The organism is Microbacterium sp. R86528 (assembly GCF_044596335.1).
GTDB lineage: Bacteria > Actinomycetota > Actinomycetes > Actinomycetales > Microbacteriaceae > Microbacterium > Microbacterium marmarense.
The window spans coordinates 2164280-2180702 of the sequence record NZ_CP138996.1; the positions used below are offsets into that span (position 1 = coordinate 2164280).

The following is a 16423-nucleotide window of genomic DNA, read 5'->3' on the forward strand; positions in this document are numbered from 1 at the left end:
CGGTGTCATCCCTTGACCGCACCCTGGGTGAGGCCCGACACGATGCGGCGTTGGAAGATGACCACCACGATGACGACGGGCACGGTGACGACGATCGCGGCGGCCGAGATCGCGCCCGTGGGGTCTTCGAACTGTGACGCGCCCGTGAAGAACGACAGCGCGGCGGGAACCGGCCGAGCAGCATCCGTCGAGGTCAGCGAGATCCCGTATACGAAGTCGTTCCAGGCGATGAAAAACGCGATGATCGCCGTGGTGAAGACTCCTGGCGCGGCCAGCGGGACCACTGTCTTGCGAAAAGCCTCGAACGGCGTAGCGCCGTCGACCTGAGCGGATTGCTCTAATTCCCACGGAATCTGCCGGAAGAACGCAGAAAGAGTCCAGATCGAGATCGGCAGGGTGAGCGACAGGTAAGGGATGATGAGCCCGAGCCAGGTGTCGTAGAGGCCGATCGTGCGCCACAGGTTGAACAGTGGCGTGACAATCGATACGACGGGGAACACCGACACCGCGAGCGCCGTGACGAGGATCACGCCTTTTCCGGGAAAGTCCAGGCGCGCGACGGCATAGGCGCAGAGGGTTGCGAGAACGACGGCGATCGCCGTCGCGATGAGCGATATGCCGATCGAGTTGCGCAGTGACGTCAGGAAAAGCTCTTGCGCCGACCCGCCAGGAGTGAGGATCTCGGCGTAGTTGTCGAGCGTCCACTCCGTGGGAACCAGCGTGCCCGAGAACAGCCCTGCCGGCGTCTTGAACGAGGTCATGAGGATCGAAAAGACGGGGAAGAGCGACCAGACCAGCACGGCCAGGAGGATCGCAATCCATCCGATTCGCTGCGGCCAGTTCATCGCGCGCATCAGCTGTTCCTCCCACCGGTGAGGTCGACTTTGAACCCGCGGATGAAGATCGCAGCGATGATAAGGACGCTGAGGAACAGGAGCACCGAGATCGCTGAGCCGAGCCCGATCTCCAGCCGGCCAATCGAGGTGTTGTATGCCAGCAGCGAGAGCGCTTCGGTGCCGTTGGCGCCGGCGGTCATGACATAGATGTTGTCGAAGATGCGGAACGCCTCGAGTGTGCGGAAGAGCACCGCGACCATGATCGCGGCCTTCATATTCGGCAGAATCACCCGGCGCATGACCTCCCAGCCGGTCGCCCCATCGACCTTGGCGGCTTCTTCAAGGTCTCCGGGCACCTGAGCGAGTCCCGACAGCAGAAGAAGCGAGATGAATGGCGTCGTCTTCCACACCTCCGAGAGGATGATGACGAAGAGCGACGTGCCCTGGTAGGCGAACCAGTTGAGTTCGTCGTTATAGCCGGGGATCCACGCGAGCCAGCTGTTGACGAAGCCTGAGTTCACATCGAACGCATAAAACCACGCGAACGCCGCGACGACGGTGACGATCCCATAGGGAACGAGAATGGCTGTGCGCGCAAGGCCGCGCAGTTTCTTCGCCGCGCGGTGCATCACCAGAGCGAGAGCGAACCCGAGGAGCAGCTCGAGGATCACGGTCACCACGGTGATGAAAAGCGTGATCCACATCGATTCCCAGAATGCGGGGTCGGTGAGCACCACTGCGTAATTGCGAAACCAGATGAATTCGCGGTCGTCGGGGGCGGTCAGGCGCAGGCTGAACAGCGAATCGTAGAACGCCTGGATGATCGGGTACATCGTGACCAGCAGCATGATGCCGAAGGCCGGACCCGCCAGCATCCACCCGAGTCGAGCTTCCGCGCGCGTCCTTGCTGAGCGCTTGGTCTTCTTTGTCTTCTGGGGCGTATCGTCGCGATCAGTTGGCGTTTTCGTGTCGATGCTCGTCTGGGCGATCATAGGAGTCGCTCCCCTCGCAACACAGCGGTGATGAAGTCCTGTGACGTCTGCGGCGTCGCGTCAGGATCCACCGAGCCCGGCGGGTGCCAGGTGGACTGCAGCCCGAGCGAGATCTCGTTGTAGTACTGCGTCTGCGGTCTCGGTGCTCCAAGGTCGAGCGATTCGCGGATGACATCGGCCATAGGGAACTCCTCTTGCACAGACGGGTCGTCGTACGCCGCGGTGTTCGAGGGGGGATTCCCATTGGTGACGAAGTACTCAGCTTGGTTCTCGGGCTGCACGATGCACTCGACGGCCTGCCACGCGAGCTCTTGGTTCTCGCTGAACGCGCCGACCCCGAGATTGATGCCGCCTACCGGTGGCGCGGCCTCGGTATCAGCATCCACACGAGGGTAAATCGCCCATCCCAGGTCGTCGGCGATCTCGGGAGCAGACTCGTTGAGCGCGGGCCAGACAAACGGCCAATTCACCATGAATGACCCGGAATCACCTTGGAACAGCGACAGGCTCGCATTCTCATCCGCTGTCGGGTACCCCGTTCCCGCGAGACCCTCCGATCCGATGCGGGACAGGATCTCGGCCGCGGCGCGGCCCTCGTCGGTGTCGAGCCCGAGTTCGATCTCATTGGCTGCGGTGCCCGGGTTGATGAGGATCTCTCCGCCTGCCGAGGCGATGAGAGCGTTGACCCACACCGTGAGTGATTCGGCGCGTGCGCCCTGCACGCCGAGCTGCAGGTCGTTCTCAGCGGCAACATCCATGATCTGCTCCCACGTCACGGGCTCGCTCATATCGAGCCCGGCCTCTTCGACGACGGATTCGCGGTACCAAAGCAGCTGCGTATTGGCCCAGAACGGTACGGTCACCAGCTCGTCGTTCCAGCTCGCGGAGTCGATCGCGCCCTGCACGATGCCGTCGGTGCTCTGCAGCTCGTCGGGGACGGGAGCGAGGAACCCGGGCTCGGCGAGCTCGGGGATGAATGGGGGATCGAGACTCATGATGTCGAGCGACCGATCGCTCGCCGCCAGTCGACGCGCCAGTTGCTCGCGCTGAGATGCGGCGTCGCGCGGCAACAAGGACGTCTCAATTCGATACGCGCCGTCAGCCGCCTCTGTGCAGAGCTCAGCGATGCGCGCCTGACCTCCGGCATCTGGGTTGATGTACCAGGTGAGGGTCGGCGTGTCGTCTGCTGGGGCGCAGGCGCCGAGCGTCGAGGTGAGAGCGACCACCGACACCGCAGCCAACATTCGCGTGCCTCGCATCCGGCCTCCTCGCTTCGTGCAGTGTCTCGCCGCGTGAGTGGGTGATTCTCGAGCGGTCGTTTCGCCCAATTGTGCGTCGGAACGCCGCAAGAGCACACAGGGTTGCGCTGATCAGGCTCCGTGCGCTAATGGTCTCGAAGGGGTGCTTCGATGCTGCTGCGCATCATCGCCAACCGCCGAGAGCGCGGCGATGGATAGCCGCTTGTGTACCGCACGTCAAGCCCTGAGTCGCTCCGGAGCGCGTCGGTGAGAATTAGGAACACCATCCTTGCGACACACGGAGAGCACCATCAGCCTGTCAATTTCACCGGCCCCAATGCGGTCGACACTCACTTTTTCATCCCGCGGGGCGCTGAGCGAGCTCCTGATCGATGCGCTGACCGGACCGCCAGTTGACAGCTTTGAAGCGGATGCCGCGCGCATCGCGAACATACTCGCGTGCTCGCCCGACATTCTTCACGACGATGACGCGCAGCTGTCGCTGTTCCTTATGTACTCAGTGCACTACGGCTCGATCACGCAGTTCGATGCCGAGTGGGAATGGAACCCCGGGCTGATCCGAGTGCGCGGCATCCTCGAGGCCGCGATGGAGGTGGCGCTGCGCGCGGCCGTGCAGCCTCCCGTGGCTCCGGATGCAACGGCGGATGCCGTCGCAGAGTACCTCTTCGCGTTGACGGCGCCGACGCCGGGGCCGAGTCTGTCTCGGTTCATGGCGAAGTCGGCGACGGTCGAGCAGGCACGGGAGTTCCTTGTTCTTCGGAGTGTCTACACGCTGCGCGAGGCAGACCCGCACTCGTGGGCGATCCCACGGCTCACCGGTCGCGCAAAGGCGGCCCTCGTCGAGATCCAAGCCGATGAGTATGGCGGTGGGCGTCCGCAACGCATCCATGCCGAGATTTTTGCGAGGGCGATGCGCGGCGCAGGGCTCGATGCCACCTATGCCACGCACATCGACGCCGTCCCGCCGATCTTGCTGGCTTCGCACAACATGATGTCGCTGTTCGGACTTCACCGACGACTTCGTGGCGCCATCGTCGGGCACCTGGCTGCGTTCGAGATGACCTCGTCGCTTCCGAACCGCGGCTACGCGGACGGATTCCGGCGACTCGGGTTCGGCGATGAGGTGACCGAGTACTTCGACGAGCACGTCGAGGCTGACGCCGTCCACGAGCAGATCGCCGGGCGAGATCTTGCAGGCGCACTCGTGGAGTCCGAGCCAGAGCTCCTGAACGACGTGATCTTCGGTGCCGCCGCCTGTCTTCTCGTCGATGACATGGTCGCCGACGACATCCGTGAGGCATGGGAGCACGGGCATTCGGCACTTCGAGTGGCGACGCCGCTGGGGGGAGCGTGACTGTCGACACGCTGTCGCTTGTCGCTGCGGCGTGCATCATGTCGTGCGCTCATGTTGCGTGGGCGCGGAGGGTGTGCGGCCGGGATGCCGTCGTACGGCGCTCTGCGTCGCCGCTCCGAGAACTTCGAAAGGCAACCACATGAACGATTCGCAGTGGCCCTCGATCGCGGCGTACCCGAACGGTCCGCTGATCGTTCGCGGACCAGTGGAAATCACTGGCGCAGACGGTGAGCCGCTTGAACGACAACGCGAAACCGTCGCGCTGTGCCGATGCGGTCTGTCGGTCATCAAGCCGTGGTGTGACGGAAGCCACAAACTATCGGGGTTTCGCGCGTAGGGGACGTCGCTCGCATACGCCGCGAGCTCACGTTGCGTGCGGGGCGGCTCAGCCCGGGCTGCTCGAGTTCAATCACCGATCCTCGGGGGCGAGATCGCCCTGTCCTTCGTCACCGAGGCTGGCGTCGACCGGATCAACCCCCCGGGTTTCGGGCTGCACCCCTCGCCGGGGCAGATCTGTGTCTGGAAGCTCTACGGAATTGCACGATTGTAGGCGGGGCGCCGTCGCGCCGCCACCCGCTCGGAGCGGTTTCAGAACGTCGACGTGCGGGTTTGCGAACTGGCAGTTGAGATCAGCGAGGCTCAGCGCCGCGAGATTGCAGAGATGGACTGGCTGGTCCGCGACATTCAAGACAACGGGCCCGCCGAGACCGCGGACGAAGCGGCGTCGAGGCTGGTGCCTGACTTCTCGGCAGTGGCCGACCGGAACTGCGCGCAGGAATAGCCGAGTCAAGGCGCTCCTCCGGCGAGCCCACTAACGCGGTGCCGAGCACATCGCAACCCCCTCGAAATTGCCGGAAGATTCTGCCTAACCTGACGACATGTTGGCTTCAGAGATTCCCCAGAACGACCGCTTGCTTGAACTCATGGACCATCGAGACGATGCCAGCGTGACGATCGCGATTGCGTCGTCGCCGATGCCCGCAGACCACGAACGCATTCGCATCGGGTTGCGCAACGCGATCGACGACGCCGAGCGGCACCTGACTCAGAAGGACGTCTCTCGCAACGTCATCGAGCAGGTCGTGGCGCCACTTCGTGCGCTCAATGATGACGACGACTTCTGGCGTCATCAGTCGAGGTCGCTCGTCATCCTCGCAGCGCCTGAACTCCTTGAGGCATTCCGCATCGCGAACGTCGTGGAGGAGAACGTGGCTGTGGGCGATCGGTTCGACATCGGCGCGCTGTTGCGGGCCAGCGCGTTCGCTCATCGGGCTTTCGTCGTCGAGCTCACCCAGGGCCGTGCTCGTCTGCTCGAGTTCGGTCCCGACCATGACCCTCGCGAGCACCCGCTTGATCTGCCTGATGATCATCAGCTGATGCTCGAACACACCACCACCGGTGGCCGCTTCGATCGCCAGCGGGCAGACGGAACGACAGGCGACCGCATCGAACGGCAACGCTATGCGGCCGCGGTGCAGGACGAAGTTGTGAAAGTCGTCCCCAACGACGTGCCGCTGATCCTCGCAGCATCCACCGACCTGCAACCCGCGTACCGAGAAGTCAACACGCACCCGTTTCTGCTCGATGCAGAGATCGATGGTCACCCGGACTCGGTCGACGACCCGGCGCGTGCCGCAAAGGTGCGAAAGATCCTCGACGAGCACTATGCAGCCGAACTAGACGCATGGCGCGAGCGCTTCGGCACTCTACGCGCACAAGGCTTGGCGACGAGCAAGTTCGACGAGGTTGCCGTTGCCGCCGCGACCGCTGCCGTAGACACGCTGCATTTCGACATGGACGCGACAGAAGAGGGACGTATCGATGAATTCGGCGGCGTCGAGCGTGCCGAGTCGCCCGGGCCCGACACCTATGCGCTCGTCGACGAGATCGCTGCGCGGGTGCTCAGGTCGGGCGGATCGGTTCGTGCCGTGTGCAACGCCGATCTTCTCGACGGTTCGCCGGTCGCTGCGACGTTGCGCTTTCCGTTGCCGAGCGAGTGAATTCGGTCTCGAGACTGCACGTCGAGGCTCGTACTCATACCAGTGATCGCTGAGTCGAGAGCCGCGAAACGGGGAGCGCGATGAACGGCCCATGGCCTTTGTGGCCGAGCGTCATCGCGCTCGCAGTCGCGGTCATCGTCATCGTGTTCGCCGGCTCGCGGCTCGCGCGCACCGCGGACGAACTCGCCGATCGCACGGGCCTCGGCGAGGCAGTGGCGGGAGCAGTCTTCCTGGGAGCGGTGACGTCGCTCCCGGGAATTGTGACGACCGCGACCGGCGCACTCGAAGGAGATGCGGCTTTCGCATTGGCGAACCCGGTGGGCGGTATTGCCCTTCAGACCGTGTGGCTGGCCATCGCGGACCTGCTCTACCGCAGGGCGAATCTCGAGCATGCCGCCGCATCGCTCGAGAACCTTCTGCAGTCGATTGTCTTGATTGCACTGCTGGCGCTGCCCGTTGTGGCATTTGCGACGCCGCAGCTTCAGATCGGCTGGGTGCACCCGGTGACCATCCTCATTCCGGTGTTCTACCTGTACGGATTGCGCTTGGTTCGCCGGATGCATGACGCGCCGATGTGGAAGCCGATCCGCACGAACGAGACACGAGAAGACAACCCCGCAGAAGAGGGCACCGGCTCGCTGGCGCGGCTGTGGATTGCGTTCGCGGCACTCGGACTAGTGGTTGGAACGACTGGGTGGATAATCGGTCGAGCCGGACTCGGTGTGATCGCCGCGACGGGTTGGCCGAGCGGAATCACGGGGTTCACGGTAACGACGGCGATCACCTCGTTGCCCGAGCTGATCGTGTTGATCGCGGCGATCCGCATGGGTGCACTCACGCTCGGCGTAGCCAACATCATCGGCGGCAACGTCTTCGATGTGCTGACGCTGTCGGTTGCAGATGCCTTCTACCTCAACGGCACCATCTACAGCGCAGCCGGAGCGACCAGCCTGGTTCTTCTCGGCGGCACTCTGCTGATCACGGCGGTGCTTGCCGCCGGACTGCTTCTGCGTGATCGACGAGGGGTGGGGTTCGAGGGCGTCAGCATCCCAGTCATCTACGCGGCGACCATTGTGCTGGCGCTGTAGGTCACACTCGGCGCTGTCATCGCCGGTCTGCGCTAGGAGTCGGAAACCTCCACGGCCTGAGGTGCACTGTCGGTGGGGCCGGAGTCGGTCGAGAGCACGTGCTCTGCCACCAGACTGATCCCACCTGACGAATTGGCCGAGTTCGCGAGTTCGCGTATCCAGTCGTGGTTGAGTTCGGGCGCCTCGGGCTCGTCGAAGACGAAGCGGAGGGGAATGGAGGGGTGCAGCCACACCGTGCTGCGCCCCCGAGGCTCTCCCTCGGGGTGAACCCACGTCAGGGTGAAGCTCTCACTGCGGCGCAGCTTCGTGGCGATCACGATCTTCAGGTGTGCGAGTGCCCGATCGTCGATATGGATGGGGGTAGCTGATCCCCCGTAATAAATAGTTCCCACGATCAGGTCTTCTCTCTAGATGTCGGCAGGCGTCGCTGCACCTCATCGGGCAACTGGGTCGCGATGACTATAGCAACATCCTGCACCTTGCAATCGAGGTTCGCGACCCCCCGCTCCGCGTGCTCGATCTGGTCCACTCTCACTCGCCGGCGTCGGGGCACCACAAACACCTCGACATGAACATTTGTCCCTCGTCGAGCACGCGCACACCGCATTCAGACGCCCACGCCAGCGAGCCGACATACTTGAGAATTTTGGAGATGAGAGGGGCAACCGCAGCGAAGCGCAGAGTGCCATACCCCTTGCGCATCCCGTCCTTCCGCGATACCCGCGCGTACCAACGGAGAGGGGATAGAACGCCGATCTGTCAAGGGTGTCGCCCAGTGAGTTTGGGGCTCATACATTGAGCGCATGAAACACGTGAAATTCGCGGACAAATCCCTGCTCATGGACGACGAAACGGCCGACCGCCTGCTCGAGTATGCGCAGGTGCTCGCCGATACTTCGCATGCAGACTCGGTGTCACTACGCGCGATCAGTCCCGATGGCAACACGATCGAGGGGCGCTTCTTGCTCAACAGCGCAAGCGTGATGCTGGTGGAGTCGACCAACTCCGAGGTTAACCCGCCCGACAACGCCGAAGCGGTGAAGTACATGACCGAGCGCATCAGAGCGCTGAAAAGCCCGCCCGTGGCGCAGCCCGAGGCGGAAAGCCCTGATACAGACGACCTCGCATCCTGGGAGCAGGACATGCGGGCATGAATGAGCCCGGTACGGAGGAGACATCTCCTCCGTACCGGGCTCATCCGTCATAGCATCCGCTTGTTTGATCAGGCGGGCACGTCTCCGCGCCACGCGCCGGTGGCAGTGTGGCGGCTTTCGATGAACTCCTTGAAGTTCTTCAAATCTTTCTTCACGGCGTGCGATCCCGCTCCGACCAGAGAACCTACATTCTCGAGCAGGCCCTGCGGATCCCAGTCGATCTGAACTGTGACGCGGGTTTCACTGTCGCTCAGCTTGTGAAAAGTCACGGCTCCTGCGTGCTCGGTCTCGCCGCCCACGCTGCGCCACGCGACACGCTCATCGGGGTGCTGCTCGGTGATCTCGGTGCCGAACTCGCGCTCGGCTCCGCCGACGCGCACCTTCCACAGATTGTGGGTGTCGTCGACTTGAGTGATCGACTCGACCTCGTCGAGAAACTTCGGAAAGCTCTCGAACTGCGTCCACTGGTTGTATGCCGTGCTTACGGGAACGTCGACGTCGATGGTTTCGATGATCTGCGTCATAGGTGCTCCTCCTGTTTGTGGGATTGCCCGGGGTCTGAACCGGCCTTCTCTATTCAGCCGGTTTGTGGGCCTGGGTGCACGGGGGTTGACAGATCTGCGCAACGGGGTCATGCCGGTCGCGTCCGCGATCTCTTCTTCCGCCATGGCGGCTCCGTCCGGCCGGCGGCGTCGGGGGGGGGGGGGGGCTCAGGGAAGTTGCACCCCGGCAAAGGTCGTGAGTCCGCGTCGCGCGAAGCCGAGGCGCTCGTACGCCGCGATCGCCGTGACGTTCGTTGCCGCGGCGTGCATGAGGGCACGGTCGCCGCGCTGTTGGATGTGAAAGGCGACGTCCAACACGAGCCGCGATGCGAACCCTTGTCGACGGTATGCATCGTCAGTTGACACGGCGCTGATCTCGGTCCATCCCGGCAACCTCAGGCGCTCGCCCGCCATCGCCACGAGTCGCCCGTCCCGACGGATCCCGACGTATCGCCCCAGTTCATGGGTGCGAGGCAGGAAAGGGCCAGGTTTGTTTCGCTCGACAAGAGCGAGCATTTCGGGCACATCACCCTCCCCGAGCAGCACAGCTTCGGCATCGGGCACGGGGTGAAGCGACCCGGTCTCGACGAGCTGCACTCCCTCGCCCCGCCACAATTCCTGCCAGCCGTCTGGAAACTCCGGAATGTCTCCAGAGAGGCCGATCTGCGCTCCTGGCCCGACCAGGTCGCTGAGCGAAGCCCATACCCGGGGGTCGTCCCAGGTGCGCACCGCGACGAACGGGGCGACATCTGGGTGGTAGCGACGGGCGAGACCGTCGCCCTCGGCAAAAGCTGCATGTGGGCCTGAAAGCGCGTGCCAGGCCGCGTTGTCAAGCACGGTTGCGTCAAGATGGGAGGGCATTTGGGTCACTTCTGACATCCTTCAACAGCTCTCTGCTCGTTGGGGTCGCAGACACTCGGTGGTCGCGACGGGCCACAGGTGCAACTGCGGCCGGCGACTGATCATTCCGCTTCGGGCGAGCAATTCCTGTGTTCGCTTCTTTGACAGTGTGTCTGGCTTCGAGGGCCTGGCCCGAAGCCTAGACGCGTCGTGAGGCGATAGTGACACCATGGAAGCATGACCACTGCCAATCTCACTCGGGATGAGACCGCCGCGCGATCCGCTGCTGTTTCTGCCCGCAGCATCCATGTCGAAATCGATGTGACCGGCGCGACCGACCCCGACCGGGCCGGCTTTCCGGTGACCACCACGCTCGAGTTCGATTCTTCGACCGAACAGACGTGGGTCGACTTCATCGGTGCGAGTGTCAGCAGCCTGACAATCAACGGCGACGAAGTTCCGGTCGACTACGACGGTGCACGGATCGCGCTGACGGGCCTTTCCGCGACGAACAAGGTGGTCATCGTCGCTACGGCCGAGTACAGCCGATCGGGTGAGGGGCTGCACAGATTCGTTGACCCCGTCGACGGTGAGACCTATCTCTATACGCACTACGAGCCAGCAGACTCTCGTCGTGTGATGGCCTGCTTCGAGCAGCCCGATATGAAGTCTCGCTACACCTTCGAGGTGACGGCACCACTGGGCTGGCATGTGTTGTCGAATCAGGATGCTGCCTCAACCGTCACCACCGAGTCGGCACAGACCGTGCGCTTCGCGCAGACGCTCCCGCTGTCGAGCTACATCACCTGCATTGCGGCCGGTCCTTATCATCGCGTCGGTTCCACGTGGACGCAGGGCGATCGCACGGTGCCGCTCGGAGTGCTGTGCCGGGCCTCGCTCGCCGATCACCTCGAATCTGACGAGATTCTTGAGATCACCCGCCAAGGGATGGACTTCTTCGACGACGCGTTTGCCTACCCCTACCCGTGGGGAAAGTACGACCAGATCTTCGTGCCCGAGTACAACATCGGCGCGATGGAGAACCCGGGTCTGGTGACGTTCACCGAGGCATATGTGTTTCGTGGAGCATCCACCCAGGCGCAACAGGCCGCACGTGCGAACACGATTCTTCACGAGATGGCACACATGTGGTTCGGTGACCTCGTCACGATGCGCTGGTGGGACGACCTCTGGCTCAAAGAGTCGTTCGCCGACTACATGGGAGCGCACGCATCTGCTGCGGCCACCAAGTACACCGACGCGTGGGTGGCCTTCGCCAACCGACGCAAGGCCTGGGCCTATACGCAGGATCAGTTGCCGACCACGCATCCGATCGTGGCTGACATCACCGACCTAGAGGCGGCAAAGCTGAACTTCGATGGCATCACCTATGCCAAGGGCGCCTCGGTTCTCAAACAGTTGGTCGCATTCGTGGGCGAGGAGGCGTTCTTCAGCGGCGCCCGCCATTACTTCGCGCGACACGCGTACGGCAACACGACCCTCGGCGATCTTCTGGTGGAACTGGAACAGACATCTGGCCGAGAGTTGCGCAGCTGGTCTCGCGCGTGGCTCGAAACCAGTGGTGTCACCACCCTCTGGCTCGAGCGCACGACCGATTCGCAGGCAGTGCTGCATCAGAGCGAACCACGCCCGCACCGCCTGCAGGTCGGTCTCTACGACCTGGTGGCGGGCCGCCTCGCCCTTCGGGAACGAGTCGCGCTCGACATTGACAGCGCGCAGACCGAAGTCGCGCTCAACGAGGCCGACCTCACCCTGATCAACGACGCAGACCTGACGTATGCCAAGGTGCGTCTTGACGACCGCTCGCTTGACGCTGTCGAGGCGGCGCTCTCGACGATCGACGATGCGCTCGCGCGCGGCCTGGTGTGGTCGGCGCTGTGGAATGCCGCTCGCGATGGCGAGCTGCGCGCCGATCGATATCTGCGCATCGTGCGCGCTCATGCCCCAGCTGAGACCAACCTCAGTCTGCTCGCGGGAGTTGTCGCCAACGCTGCCGCCGCGTCAAGTGTCTACCAACCCGAGGGCTTGCGCGCGAGTGCCTCAGCAGCATGGTTGAGCACTGCATGGGAAGCGCTGATGGCAGCGGATGCCGGGAGCGGGGCGCAACTGGTGTGGGCACGCGCGCTGGCAGATGCGGCATCTCGTGACCGCGCACGGGCAAGCGATATTCGAGCGATCTTGACGGATGGTTCGGGCGCACCCGAAGGTCTGAAGCTCGACGCTGATTTGCGATGGATGCTGCTCGGGGCCCTCGCCGCCACGGGAGATGCCGACGAGGCGGACGCACGCCGCGAACTTGTTTCAGATGACACGGCAAGCGGGCGAACACAGTTTGTGCGGGTGCTCGCCTCACGTCCGACGGTCGCGGTGCGCGCGGCGGCCTGGGCGAGTGCATGGGATGACCACACGCTGACCAACGATCACCTTGATGCGACGACCCGTGGGTTCACGGCGGGAGATCACCGCGACCTCACTGTGCCCTACGACAGTGACTACTTCTCGCGAATCGGGGAGGTGTGGCAGACACGCAGCATCGAGATCGCGCGGCGCCTCGTTGTCGGACTGTTTCCTGCAACTGAGACGCTCGAGCTCGTCGATGGGTGGCTTGCGGCTCACCACAGCGCACCCGCCGCGTTGCGCAGGCTTGTCACCGAGCAGCGCGATCACCGTGCCCGCGCGCTTCGGGTTCAGGCGCTCAACGACGTGATCTAGTCGATCTATCCGCCCGTGCGTTCAGCGCGACTGCACCGCTAGTGCGGCGCTCCGGCTTAGGCGGCTCAGCTCTGGGCGTACTCGCTCAGAGCGGCGGGAAGATCGATGTTCGTCGGCAACGAAACCCCTGGCCCAGTTGGCGCGAGCACGAGTCCGTCGGAGGTGACGCAGGCTTCGCGTCGCACGGCGACTGATGTGACCAGCGACTCGTAGTACGTCGTGTTCGAGATGGCCATGCAGAGGTGGCGGTTGGGAATGTCACCGCCGTGAACCTCGGCGCGCACGCGAAATGCGTCGGCGAGGTGTGCTGTGCGCATGGATCCGGTGAACCCGCCGCGCAGGCCGGTGCTTGCTCTGACGCCGAATGTCGCCGCTCCCGCGCGGATGAAGTCCGCGGAGTTCATGTGCGCTCCATCTGAAGTCTCGGCGACCAGCAGCGGCACTCTCACCGAGCGCGCCAGCGAGGCGTACGCGCTGACGCTGAACTCTCGCATTGGCTCTTCGTACCAGGTGTAGGACGCATCTGCGAGAGCTTCACCGACGTAGATGGCGTCAGGCAGGTCGAATCCTGCCGACCCGTCGTACATCAGCGGCAGGTCTGGTCCAACATGCTCGCGCAGCGCAATGCAAAGCGCCGCGTCGGCTCTCGCATCACCCCACGCGTGCAGCTTGATTGCGCGATAGCCAAGGGCGATGCACTGATCTGCGACGTCGAGAAACTCTTCCGTAGTGCGGAACGTCGAGGTCGATGCGTATGCCGGAATTTCGGTGCGGAAGCCGCCCAACAGCTGCCAGGTGGGCAGATTGGCATGGCGCCCGGCCAGATCCCAGAGGGCGATATCGACGATTCCCAGCAGTGGAAGCGGAAACTCATCCAAACGATCGAGCTCCCACATGCGATGCCAAAGCCACTCACGTTGCAACGGATCCTGCCCGACCAGTTCTTCTCGCAACAGCCGATCTACGATGTCGGTGAGCATTGCGGGGCTACCAGGGCGAGGCGCAAGCGCCACACCGGTCACGCCCTCGTCGGTGCCTATGCGCAGCACGGCCCGGTCTCCAGTTGGTGGACTCCCCTGAAGGCCCGCCCGCCAAGAGTACGGCGGGTCGGCGCCCGGAACCTGAACAGTCCATACCTCGACACTTGTGATCTTCATTTTCAAACCTCGCTGCTGGTGCGCACGGTGACTTCAAGAACCGGAACGAGTGAGTCTGCGACTTGCTGAGGAATGATGATCTCCAGGTCTCCGAGTGGATCGCTGACACCAGCGTGCACTTCTGACAGCCATGCGGCGCCGGTGTGAGCGAGCGAGAGGTCTGTGCCCAACACAGAAACACCCACAATGCGTGAGACGGGCAGACCCGAGATCATCACGGTGTCGTGCGGGCGCAGAGTGCAATACACAAAGACGCGATCGATACCCGCGGAAGCTTTCACGCCGATTGGCAGGGGGGCATGAATGGGGGCCGGAGCGCGTGTGACGCCGCTCATCGCCTCGCGGTTTCGACTGGTCCATTCTCCGATCTGTTCCAATCGCTCGGTTGCCTCACGGGGGAACAACCCTTCGCCTGTGGGGCCAACGTTGAGCAGCAGGTTGCCGCCTGCTGCGACGACCTCGGCCAGGATGCCCAGCAGCGTCGCCGTGCTCTTCCAGTGGTGATCGTCGGCGCTCCATCCCCAGGAATCGTTCATGGTGATCGAGGCTTCCCACAGCCGAGTCGGAATCTCGGTCGGAACGCGCTGTTCTACGGTCGTGAAGTCGCCGAATCCGACGCACCGGTCGTTCACCACGCAATCTGGCTGAAGTGCGCGGACGTGCTCGCGGATGCCGGCGTAGTCCCACTCTGCGGCGGTGTGCTCGAATTCTCCGTCGAACCACAGCAGATCTATCTGGCCGTACTCGGTGAGGATTTCGGTGAGCTGCGCCAGCACGAACGCACGATACTGCCCCCACTGTGCGGCATCCGTGCGCACATAGCTGCCTAATTCGTACGGCCGAGTGATCGTCTCTTCCGTCATGGCGGGGTAGAGCGGATGATGCCAGTCAGGCAGCGAGAAGTAGACACCAGTTCTGATACCGCGTTCACGCAGCGCGTCGAGCAATTCACGCATCAGGTCGCGGCCAAACGGGCTGGCGCGCGTGATCGAGTAGTCGCTGTGCGCGGTGTCGAACATCGAAAAGCCGTCGTGATGTTTCGATGTGAACACGGCATAGGTGGCGCCCGATTTTGCAATGGCGTCGGCCCACTGAGCCGCATCAAAGCCGGCCGGATCAAACGCATAGGCGTTGCCGAAATACTCCTCGACTGGCACGCCCGATCGCGCGGGATGCTGCCCCTGAACACCGCCGGTCATCTGCCAAGACAACTCCCAGCCGCGGCTAGCCGCATGCCCGAAATGAATGAATACTCCGAAACCGGCGCGTGAGAACCAGTCCAAGGATGCGTGTGGGGGCGCCGCCGGCGACGTTATGGAAATGAGAACTCCTTTGTTCACGAGGGTGTTGCGCAATCATGAATGGTATGCGTACCATCAAGCACGATGTTACGCGTACCACCGGCCGGTGGCAAGCGGATCGTTCAATGCTCGAGGAGGAGTCATGACGACAATTCGTGATGTGGCGAACCACGCGTCGGTAGCTCCCATGACAGTGTCGCGTGTGTTGAATCAGCCGGATTCAGTGTCGCCCGAAACGCGCGAGCGCGTAGAAGAATCGATCGCCGCGTTGAAGTATGTGCCGAACATGCTCGGCCAAGGACTGCGCAAGAAGCGGACGATGGCGTTGGGCCTCATCGTCAGTGACATCACCAACCCGTTCGCTATCCAGCAAATTCGTGGGGTCACTCGCGCGGCCCGCGACAACGGCTACACCGTCATTTTCGGGCACACCGAGTCTGACCCTGAAGAAGAGCTGAAACAACTACGGGCCCTTATCGAACGCCGCGTTGACGGCATCATCCTCTCGCCTGTCTACAACACCCCCGAATCCGTCAACTTCGTGCAGGGGCAGAAACTGCCCGTCACAGTTCTTGATTACCCGATGCCCGAAAACGACGTGGATGTCGTGCGCTGCGATACGCACCTTGCGGCGCGAGAGTTGACCGACTACGTGCTCGACCTCGGCCACCGACGGGTAGCGATGCTCAGCGGCGATCTGGCTATCGTTACTGCCCGAGAGCGTGCGGAGGGCTTCGAGGAAGCCATGGCTGCCCGCGGGTACAGCGCACCAGTCGAGTACGGTCACTTCACACCCGAGTCGGGCTATGAAATGGCACTCGGTGTGCTTCAGAGCGAGAGCCGCCCGACGGCCTTGGTTACCGCGAGCAACTTCATTGCGCTTGGCGCTGCCGAGGCCGCACGCGAGCTCGGGCTTAGCATCCCTGAGGATCTGTCGATCGTGACATTCGACAACGCGCGCACCGACACGGTTCTCGACCCATTCTTCACCGGAGTCGTTCAGCCGATCGCAGAGATGGCGACCGTCGCGACCCATTTTCTTCTGGATCGAATTCTGCAGCGCTATGGCGGCACGGGCCGCGACGAGATCCTTCCCACAATCTTCGAAGTCCATCGATCAACAGCACCGTATGGGCACTCCTAGGTCGCCTTCAACCGAAGCGCGAT

Annotated in this window: 16 protein-coding genes; 8 read left to right on the plus strand and 8 right to left on the minus strand. The window is 63.2% G+C overall.

All coding sequences use genetic code 11. The annotated features are described in order from the left end of the window. Window positions 1–5 precede the first annotated feature (5 nt). The 3 genes from SJY18_RS10040 to SJY18_RS10050 are packed head-to-tail and all read right to left on the minus strand — an operon-like array spanning window position 6 to window position 3087. Window positions 6–854: a carbohydrate ABC transporter permease gene (locus tag SJY18_RS10040; protein WP_396667443.1), complete on the minus strand. Its 849-nt coding sequence runs from the start codon at window positions 852–854 to the stop codon at window positions 6–8. After that, window positions 854–1828 carry a carbohydrate ABC transporter permease gene (locus tag SJY18_RS10045; protein ID WP_396667444.1) on the minus strand — a complete coding sequence of 325 codons (975 nt, stop codon included), beginning with the start codon at window positions 1826–1828 and terminating at the stop codon, window positions 854–856. Before SJY18_RS10045 ends, SJY18_RS10040 begins: the two co-directional genes overlap by 1 nt. After that, on the minus strand, window positions 1825–3087 hold the full coding sequence (locus tag SJY18_RS10050) for an extracellular solute-binding protein (RefSeq protein WP_396667445.1): 1263 nt from the start codon (window positions 3085–3087) through the stop codon (window positions 1825–1827). The genes SJY18_RS10045 and SJY18_RS10050 overlap by 4 nt, the downstream gene beginning before the upstream one ends. 316 nt (window positions 3088–3403) lie before the next feature. Between SJY18_RS10050 and SJY18_RS10055 the strand changes: the two genes are divergently transcribed. From SJY18_RS10055 to SJY18_RS10075, 5 genes are all read left to right on the plus strand, one after another. Continuing rightward, complete coding sequence (locus tag SJY18_RS10055; RefSeq protein ID WP_396667446.1) at window positions 3404–4441, plus strand: iron-containing redox enzyme family protein; 1038 nt, start codon at window positions 3404–3406, stop codon at window positions 4439–4441. 139 nt (window positions 4442–4580) lie between these two features. After that, a complete protein-coding gene (locus SJY18_RS10060) occupies window positions 4581–4778 on the plus strand; it encodes a CDGSH iron-sulfur domain-containing protein (protein ID WP_396667447.1) in 198 nt (65 codons plus the stop codon). A 264-nt stretch (window positions 4779–5042) separates the two neighbouring features. Further along, on the plus strand, window positions 5043–5222 hold the full coding sequence (locus SJY18_RS10065; RefSeq protein WP_396667448.1) for a hypothetical protein: 180 nt from the start codon (window positions 5043–5045) through the stop codon (window positions 5220–5222). A gap of 97 nt (window positions 5223–5319) precedes the next feature. Then, window positions 5320–6441 carry a hypothetical protein gene (locus SJY18_RS10070; protein WP_396667449.1) on the plus strand — a complete coding sequence of 374 codons (1122 nt, stop codon included), beginning with the start codon at window positions 5320–5322 and terminating at the stop codon, window positions 6439–6441. A gap of 80 nt (window positions 6442–6521) precedes the next feature. Continuing rightward, complete coding sequence (locus tag SJY18_RS10075; RefSeq protein ID WP_396667450.1) at window positions 6522–7529, plus strand: sodium:calcium antiporter; 1008 nt, start codon at window positions 6522–6524, stop codon at window positions 7527–7529. Between the two features lie 32 nt (window positions 7530–7561). On the opposite strand, the gene SJY18_RS10080 is transcribed toward SJY18_RS10075, so the two are convergent. Continuing rightward, window positions 7562–7921, minus strand: coding sequence for a hypothetical protein (locus SJY18_RS10080; RefSeq protein ID WP_396667451.1), 360 nt, complete (start codon window positions 7919–7921; stop codon window positions 7562–7564). 411 nt (window positions 7922–8332) lie between these two features. Here SJY18_RS10080 and SJY18_RS10085 point away from each other — a divergent pair, with 411 nt between their 5' ends. Further along, window positions 8333–8683 carry a hypothetical protein gene (locus SJY18_RS10085; protein ID WP_396667452.1) on the plus strand — a complete coding sequence of 117 codons (351 nt, stop codon included), beginning with the start codon at window positions 8333–8335 and terminating at the stop codon, window positions 8681–8683. A gap of 68 nt (window positions 8684–8751) precedes the next feature. Here SJY18_RS10085 and SJY18_RS10090 read toward each other — a convergent pair whose 3' ends face one another. After that, window positions 8752–9207 (minus strand): SRPBCC family protein, encoded by a 456-nt coding sequence (locus SJY18_RS10090; RefSeq protein WP_396667453.1) that lies wholly within the window; start codon window positions 9205–9207, stop codon window positions 8752–8754. A 186-nt stretch (window positions 9208–9393) separates the two neighbouring features. After that, on the minus strand, window positions 9394–10086 hold the full coding sequence (locus tag SJY18_RS10095) for a GNAT family N-acetyltransferase (RefSeq protein ID WP_396668905.1): 693 nt from the start codon (window positions 10084–10086) through the stop codon (window positions 9394–9396). 216 nt (window positions 10087–10302) lie between these two features. On the opposite strand from SJY18_RS10095, the gene pepN reads away from it, so the two are divergent. Beyond that, a complete protein-coding gene (gene pepN / locus SJY18_RS10100) occupies window positions 10303–12798 on the plus strand; it encodes an aminopeptidase N (protein ID WP_396667454.1) in 2496 nt (831 codons plus the stop codon). Between the two features lie 65 nt (window positions 12799–12863). Here the strand turns inward: pepN and SJY18_RS10105 are convergent, their stop codons facing one another. Together SJY18_RS10105 and SJY18_RS10110 are read right to left on the minus strand one after the other, a co-directional pair. Next, the gene (locus tag SJY18_RS10105) at window positions 12864–13955 is read right to left on the minus strand and encodes an enolase C-terminal domain-like protein (protein WP_396667455.1); all 1092 of its coding nucleotides are present in this window, start codon (window positions 13953–13955) and stop codon (window positions 12864–12866) included. A gap of 2 nt (window positions 13956–13957) precedes the next feature. After that, on the minus strand, window positions 13958–15295 hold the full coding sequence (locus SJY18_RS10110) for an alpha-L-fucosidase (RefSeq protein WP_396668906.1): 1338 nt from the start codon (window positions 15293–15295) through the stop codon (window positions 13958–13960). A 103-nt stretch (window positions 15296–15398) separates the two neighbouring features. On the opposite strand from SJY18_RS10110, the gene SJY18_RS10115 reads away from it, so the two are divergent. Next, on the plus strand, window positions 15399–16400 hold the full coding sequence (locus SJY18_RS10115; protein ID WP_396667456.1) for a LacI family DNA-binding transcriptional regulator: 1002 nt from the start codon (window positions 15399–15401) through the stop codon (window positions 16398–16400). Window positions 16401–16423: the final 23 nt, after the last annotated feature.

Excerpts from the sequence above, each read along its gene's own strand:
- SJY18_RS10040 (WP_396667443.1), bottom strand. The coding sequence starts at position 854 with ATGCGCGCGATGAACTGGCCGCAGCGAATCGGATGGATTGCGATCCTC.
- SJY18_RS10045 (WP_396667444.1), bottom strand. The coding sequence starts at position 1,828 with ATGATCGCCCAGACGAGCATCGACACGAAAACGCCAACTGATCGCGAC.
- SJY18_RS10050 (WP_396667445.1), bottom strand. The coding sequence starts at position 3,087 with ATGCGAGGCACGCGAATGTTGGCTGCGGTGTCGGTGGTCGCTCTCACC.
- SJY18_RS10055 (WP_396667446.1), top strand. The coding sequence starts at position 3,404 with ATGCGGTCGACACTCACTTTTTCATCCCGCGGGGCGCTGAGCGAGCTC.
- SJY18_RS10060 (WP_396667447.1), top strand. The coding sequence starts at position 4,581 with ATGAACGATTCGCAGTGGCCCTCGATCGCGGCGTACCCGAACGGTCCG.
- SJY18_RS10070 (WP_396667449.1), top strand. The coding sequence starts at position 5,320 with ATGTTGGCTTCAGAGATTCCCCAGAACGACCGCTTGCTTGAACTCATG.
- SJY18_RS10075 (WP_396667450.1), top strand. The coding sequence starts at position 6,522 with ATGAACGGCCCATGGCCTTTGTGGCCGAGCGTCATCGCGCTCGCAGTC.
- SJY18_RS10085 (WP_396667452.1), top strand. The coding sequence starts at position 8,333 with ATGAAACACGTGAAATTCGCGGACAAATCCCTGCTCATGGACGACGAA.
- SJY18_RS10090 (WP_396667453.1), bottom strand. The coding sequence starts at position 9,207 with ATGACGCAGATCATCGAAACCATCGACGTCGACGTTCCCGTAAGCACG.
- SJY18_RS10095 (WP_396668905.1), bottom strand. The coding sequence starts at position 10,086 with ATGCCCTCCCATCTTGACGCAACCGTGCTTGACAACGCGGCCTGGCAC.
- pepN (WP_396667454.1), top strand. The coding sequence starts at position 10,303 with ATGACCACTGCCAATCTCACTCGGGATGAGACCGCCGCGCGATCCGCT.
- SJY18_RS10105 (WP_396667455.1), bottom strand. The coding sequence starts at position 13,955 with ATGAAGATCACAAGTGTCGAGGTATGGACTGTTCAGGTTCCGGGCGCC.
- SJY18_RS10115 (WP_396667456.1), top strand. The coding sequence starts at position 15,399 with ATGACGACAATTCGTGATGTGGCGAACCACGCGTCGGTAGCTCCCATG.